Here is a 5,169-nt window from a genome sequence, read left to right as displayed (position 1 = left end):
TCAAAAAGTATTTGAATCAAAAGGATATACGCAGCCATTTAATGGCAAACTCGGTGGCTCATTACTGCAGCCGGGAGTTTATTATTATATTATCAATTTAAATACAAGCTGTAATTTACTCTCGGGCAGCATTACACTCATCCGGTAATTTGCGGTGCTCCTATAGCAAACAAATATTTATTCTTTGAAGTTATAGGGCTCAGGATACATTATTTAAAAAATAGCCGTTTACAATAATCATCAACTATCCAGATATGATCAGGCAAAAAATTTACTTATTCCTGTTATTTGTAAGCTTTGTTTTACCGGCAGTTACCTATGCGCAAAGCAACCAGCCATTTGATAGTGGCTCATATATCGCCAAAAGCGATACCATGCCTTACCGCATATTGTTTCCGCTTAATTTCGATCCTGCTAAAAAATACCCTTTGATATTTGTATTGCATAGTGCCGGCGAGCGGGGAAAAGATAATGAAGCCCAGCTAAAATATGGCCCGAAATTATTTTTAAATGATACTATACGGGCAAAATATGCAGCTATAGTGGTTTACCCGCAATGCCCGGCAGAAGGCTTTTGGTCCAACGTGAAAATGGTAGACGATTCTGCTACTAAAAAGACGAAGTTTATTTTTCAGGTTGATGCTCCGCCAACCCGGTCAATGCAAACTTTAATGGCTTTGGTGGATGAATTTTTAGATAAACCCTAAGTAGACAAACACAAAGTTTATGTAGGTGGATTGGCGATGGGAGGGATGGGTACTTTTGAGCTCATCGGCCGCAGGCCAAACATTTTTGCAGCAGCATTTGCCATGTGCGGCGGCGATAATACGCTGAATGCAAAAAAATACGCCAAAAAAGTTCCGCTTTGGGTGTTTCATGGTGAGAAAGACAGTGTTGTGCCCTATTCCCACTCAGAATCAATAGTTGCTGCAATTAAACAGCAAGGCGGCAGCCCCCGGTATACCCTTTATACGAATGATGACCATAACTGCTGGGATGACGCGTTTGCTGAACCTGACTTTATGGCTTGGTTGTTTTCGCATAGTAAGTAATAACACAGGTTATTCTTCCGTTTTGGGCTGCATATTTTTTATATTGAACCGTGGCTTATAAGCAGGTTTTGGTGTATCGCTCCCGGACGGTGTCGTATCAGGCGAAGATGCTGATTCCGTTGATTTTTCTTCAATTTTATCTTCAGTTATAGCTGGTTTGGGCATATTAGCAGCCTTAAATCGAGGTGTAAATCCAGGTTTTGCCGGTTGAGGTTGTGGGGTAGCTTCCGTCTCCGATGTTTTTTCCTCAGTTTTATGTTCAGTAACTACCGGCTTTGGCATGTTAGTTGCCTTAAACCGTGGCGTAAATCCTGGTTTCGCCGATGTCGGCGCGGGTGCAGCCTCAACAGGTTTTTCCTCAACAACCGGTGGCTTCGCTATGTTGGCAGCTTTAAACCGTGGAACAAACCCTTGCTTTGCAGGTTGGGGCGCAACTGTCGTTTCTGTCAAGCTTTCGCTCACAGCAGGTTGGGCAATGGGTTGAATAACTACCGGCTTCTCAACTTTAATTTCAGGCGCTAAATGAAATTGATGCCTTAATTTATTGAACCAGTATTTTTTGGTATGATCGAAGCTCTTTTCGCCCATCTGAAAAAAATGGGTTTTAAATTCAGAAAATAATCCCGGCTCAGCTTTTTCCAAAGCAGGCAGGTCGATTCTTTTCTTTATAAAAAACTCTTCGAAGGTCATTAATTTGAAAATTTGATGATTTGAAAATTTGAAAATTTGAATATGATTTTGATCAAAGCTATTTGAAAAATGCCATCAATTTTCAAATTCGCACATTTTCAAATCTTCAAATTAAAACATCCAGGTTAAGCTTATTAAAATGTAAGCCTTTATCCGTTTGCGTCCAGTCTTCACGTTCTTCGTCAGTAGCCTTCTGCAATTCAGGGAACCATTCCAGCGGGAAGGCCTGCTGTTTGCCATTATCCTTTTCAACAAACAGCAAGCCATTGCCAAACGTTACTTTAACTTTTTTATCGTTTTTACGGGTACTCAACAAAGGCATATTTCGTCCGTTTTAATTTAAAATCCGAAATCGTAAATCCGAATTCCCTGCCTGCGGCAGGCAGGCGAAATCAACTCACTCCTGCATATTATGGTAAACCGCCTGCACGTCATCATCTTCTTCCAAACGGTCGATCAGCTTCATGATATCAGTAACCTGCTCTTCTGATACTTCGTGGAATGATTGTGCAACGCGTTCCAGCTTGGCTGATTTTACTTCAAGACCAGCTTCTTCCATCGCCTTTTGCATCTTGCCGAAATCTTCAAAAGCTGCATGTACTACCGCAATATCGTTGCCGTTTTCATCGGCCTCAACAAATAAGTCTTCCAAACCAGCGTCTATCAGTTCAAACTCCAATTCTTCCAGATCGCGGTCGCCGGGTTCAAAGGTAAATACAGATTTCCGGCTGAAAATAAAATCAAGCGACCCGGTTTTACCCAGCGAACCACCGTATTTGGTAAAATAACTGCGGACGTTGGCCACTGTGCGGTTAATATTGTCCGTAGCAGTTTCTACGAGTATGGCCACGCCATGCGGCGCATAACCTTCGTATACAATTTCTTCGTAATCTTTTTCATCGCGGCTGATGGCGCGTTTTATGGCCGCTTCGACACGGTCCTTTGGCATGTTTACTGCCTTCGAGTTCTGTATAGCAGTTCTTAAACGTGAGTTGGTGTTAGGATCACCGCCTCCGGCTTTTACCGCCATTACAATTTCTTTACCCAAACGGGTAAATTGCACTGCCATTTTACTCCAGCGCTTTAGTTTTCTTTCCTTACGAAATTCAAATGCTCTTCCCATATGTTTGGTTCATAGTTCATGGTTCATAGTTCATGGCATATAGTACCTTGATTTCGAACCTTCCGCCCTAATCTTAGCGGATCGGATAAATATAATACTTCTTTTTATTTCGGACGTCGGATTTTCAATTTCGGATTTAGTCTGGGTAAATTTACTTTACAACCCGGGACCAAAGCCCTTTTACCTTTATCCTTTTGCCTTTCACCTTTTTTAAACAATTTCTTTCAAATTATGCAGCATATCTGCTACAATTTTGGGCAGGTCGTATTCCAGTCGCCAGCCCCATTCATTTTGGGCATAGCTATCGTCAATTGATTTCGGCCAGCTATCGGCTATTTGCTGCCGCGGATCGTTATCACTATAACTGATCTCAAAACCGGGGATATGTTTTTTTATTTCCTCCGCCAGTTGCGTTGGTGTAAAACTGATGCCTGCCAGGTTGTATGACGAACGAATCCGCACATGATCAGCCGGAGCATCCATCAGCATAATGGTGGCGCGTATGGCATCCTCCATATACATCATGGGCAATGCTGTGTTTGCTGACAGGAAGCTCTCGTAGCGGCCGGTTTTAAGCGCCTGGTGAAAAATATGCACTGCATAATCAGTAGTGCCGCCACCGGGGTTAGCCCGCCAGCCGATCAGGCCCGGATAACGCAAACTGCGCACGTCGAGGTTGTATTTGTTAAAATAATATTCGCACCAGCGTTCACCGGCCAGTTTGCTGAAGCCGTAAACGGTGTTAGGGTCCATCACGCAATATTGCGGCGTGTCCCATTGCGGCGAATGCGGCCCGAATACGGCTATGGAGCTTGGCCAGAAAACTTTCTTTACATTAAACTCTACCGAAAAATCAAGCACATGCAGCAGGCCTGTCATGTTCAGGTCCCAGGCGATTTTTGGTTTTTGTTCACCTACGGCTGATAATATCGCCGCCAGGTGATAAACCTGTGTAGGGCGGTGTTTTTCGAAAATATGGTGCAGGTTATCCTTGTCCAAAACGTTGACGATCTCGTAGGGGCCGCTGTTTTTTCGTAAGTTATAGATGGGGCTTTTCAGGTCGGATGCGATCACTGCATCAGCACCGTGTATTCCCCTTAATATAGCCACCAGTTCGGTGCCTATTTGTCCGTTAGCGCCAATAACCAATATCTTTTCGCTCATGCAAAGCCGGTTTGAGGCTGCAAAGGTAGGAAATTGGTTGTAAATGTTGTAGCGATTGTAAAAGGTTGTTTTATCCCGAAAGTCCAAAAGTTAGTAAAGTCCGAAAGACAGATCATTGCAAAATAATAACATTCCAACCTGACAACATTCCAACTTTTCAACAAAAAACCGCATATTTGCAGCTGAAATATTTTATTCATAAACAATTTAAACAATGAAAGTCGCAGTAGTAGGTGCTACAGGATTAGTAGGCACCAAAATGTTGCAGGTTCTTGAAGAACGCAACTTCCCCGTTACAGAATTAATTCCGGTAGCTTCAGAGAAAAGTGTAGGTAAGGAAATCACTTTTAAGGGTAAGCAGTACAAGGTAGTTTCTGTTGAGGATGCGATAAAACAGAAGCCCGATGTTGCCTTATTTTCGGCAGGGGGCAGCACTTCATTGAGCCAGGCACCGCTTTTTGCAGCAGCAGGCACAACAGTTATCGATAATTCATCTGCATGGCGCATGGATCCTACCAAAAAACTGGTAGTGCCCGAAGTTAATGCCAATGTATTAACCGCCGAAGATAAAATTATCGCTAACCCCAATTGCTCCACCATACAAATGGTAGTGGCCTTAAAACCATTGCACGATAAATATAAAATTAAAAGGGTAGTAGTATCAACCTACCAATCAGTAACCGGCACAGGCGTTAAGGCCGTTGACCAGTTATTTAATGAGCGTAAAGGCATTGATGGCCCTAAAGCTTACCCGTACCAGATCGACCTGAACGTATTGCCGCATATCGACGTATTCACCGAAAACGGCTACACCAAGGAAGAAATGAAAATGGTGAAGGAAACCAACAAGATCATGGGCGATGACAGTATTAAAGTTACTGCTACTACCGTACGGATCCCGGTGATGGGCGGTCACTCTGAATCGGTAAACATTGAGTTTTTAAACGACTTTGATGTTGCTGAATTACGCGAATTGCTGGCAAAATCGCCGGGTATTATTGTGGTGGATGATCCTGCTAATTTAAAATACCCTATGCCGCTGGATGCGCATGATAAAGACGAAGTATTTGTAGGCCGCATCCGCCGTGACGAAAGCCAGCCAAATACTTTAAACTGCTGGATAGTGTCAGATAACCTGCG

7 protein-coding genes and 1 pseudogene are annotated in these 5,169 nt (G+C 43.2%); 4 read left to right on the top strand and 4 right to left on the bottom strand.

What is annotated here, in order from left to right; translation table 11 throughout:
- From QZY09_RS24655 to QZY09_RS03460, 3 genes and pseudogenes are all read left to right on the top strand, one after another.
- Positions 1-148 (top strand): gliding motility-associated C-terminal domain-containing protein (locus QZY09_RS24655; RefSeq protein WP_367119159.1); only part of this gene is annotated, 148 nt, incomplete at its 5' end.
- Between the two features lie 106 nt (positions 149-254).
- The gene (locus tag QZY09_RS03465) at positions 255-707 is read left to right on the top strand and encodes a hypothetical protein (RefSeq protein WP_295668061.1); all 453 of its coding nucleotides are present in this window, start codon (positions 255-257) and stop codon (positions 705-707) included.
- 15 nt (positions 708-722) lie between these two features.
- Positions 723-1,052, top strand: a pseudogene (locus QZY09_RS03460) (prolyl oligopeptidase family serine peptidase); the annotation flags it as partial.
- A gap of 9 nt (positions 1,053-1,061) precedes the next feature.
- Here the strand turns inward: QZY09_RS03460 and QZY09_RS03455 are convergent.
- From QZY09_RS03455 to QZY09_RS03440, 4 genes are all read right to left on the bottom strand, one after another.
- Positions 1,062-1,742, bottom strand: a complete 681-nt coding sequence (locus QZY09_RS03455; protein WP_295668059.1) for a hypothetical protein — start codon at positions 1,740-1,742, stop codon at positions 1,062-1,064.
- A 106-nt stretch (positions 1,743-1,848) separates the two neighbouring features.
- Positions 1,849-2,064, bottom strand: a complete 216-nt coding sequence (locus tag QZY09_RS03450) for a DUF2442 domain-containing protein (protein ID WP_295668057.1) — start codon at positions 2,062-2,064, stop codon at positions 1,849-1,851.
- Between the two features lie 75 nt (positions 2,065-2,139).
- Positions 2,140-2,865 carry a YebC/PmpR family DNA-binding transcriptional regulator gene (locus QZY09_RS03445; protein ID WP_096350826.1) on the bottom strand — a complete coding sequence of 242 codons (726 nt, stop codon included), beginning with the start codon at positions 2,863-2,865 and terminating at the stop codon, positions 2,140-2,142.
- Positions 2,866-3,075: 210 nt separating this feature from the next.
- Positions 3,076-4,029 (bottom strand): NAD-dependent epimerase/dehydratase family protein, encoded by a 954-nt coding sequence (locus QZY09_RS03440; RefSeq protein ID WP_295668054.1) that lies wholly within the window; start codon positions 4,027-4,029, stop codon positions 3,076-3,078.
- A gap of 214 nt (positions 4,030-4,243) precedes the next feature.
- Here QZY09_RS03440 and QZY09_RS03435 point away from each other — a divergent pair.
- Positions 4,244-5,169 (top strand): aspartate-semialdehyde dehydrogenase (locus QZY09_RS03435; RefSeq protein ID WP_295668052.1); only part of this gene is annotated, 926 nt, incomplete at its 3' end.

The sequence above is a fragment of the uncultured Mucilaginibacter sp. genome (assembly GCF_903913935.1).
Taxonomy (GTDB): domain Bacteria; phylum Bacteroidota; class Bacteroidia; order Sphingobacteriales; family Sphingobacteriaceae; genus Mucilaginibacter.
Note: the sequence above shows the minus strand (reverse complement) of the source record. Positions and strands in the feature narration are given on the sequence as shown.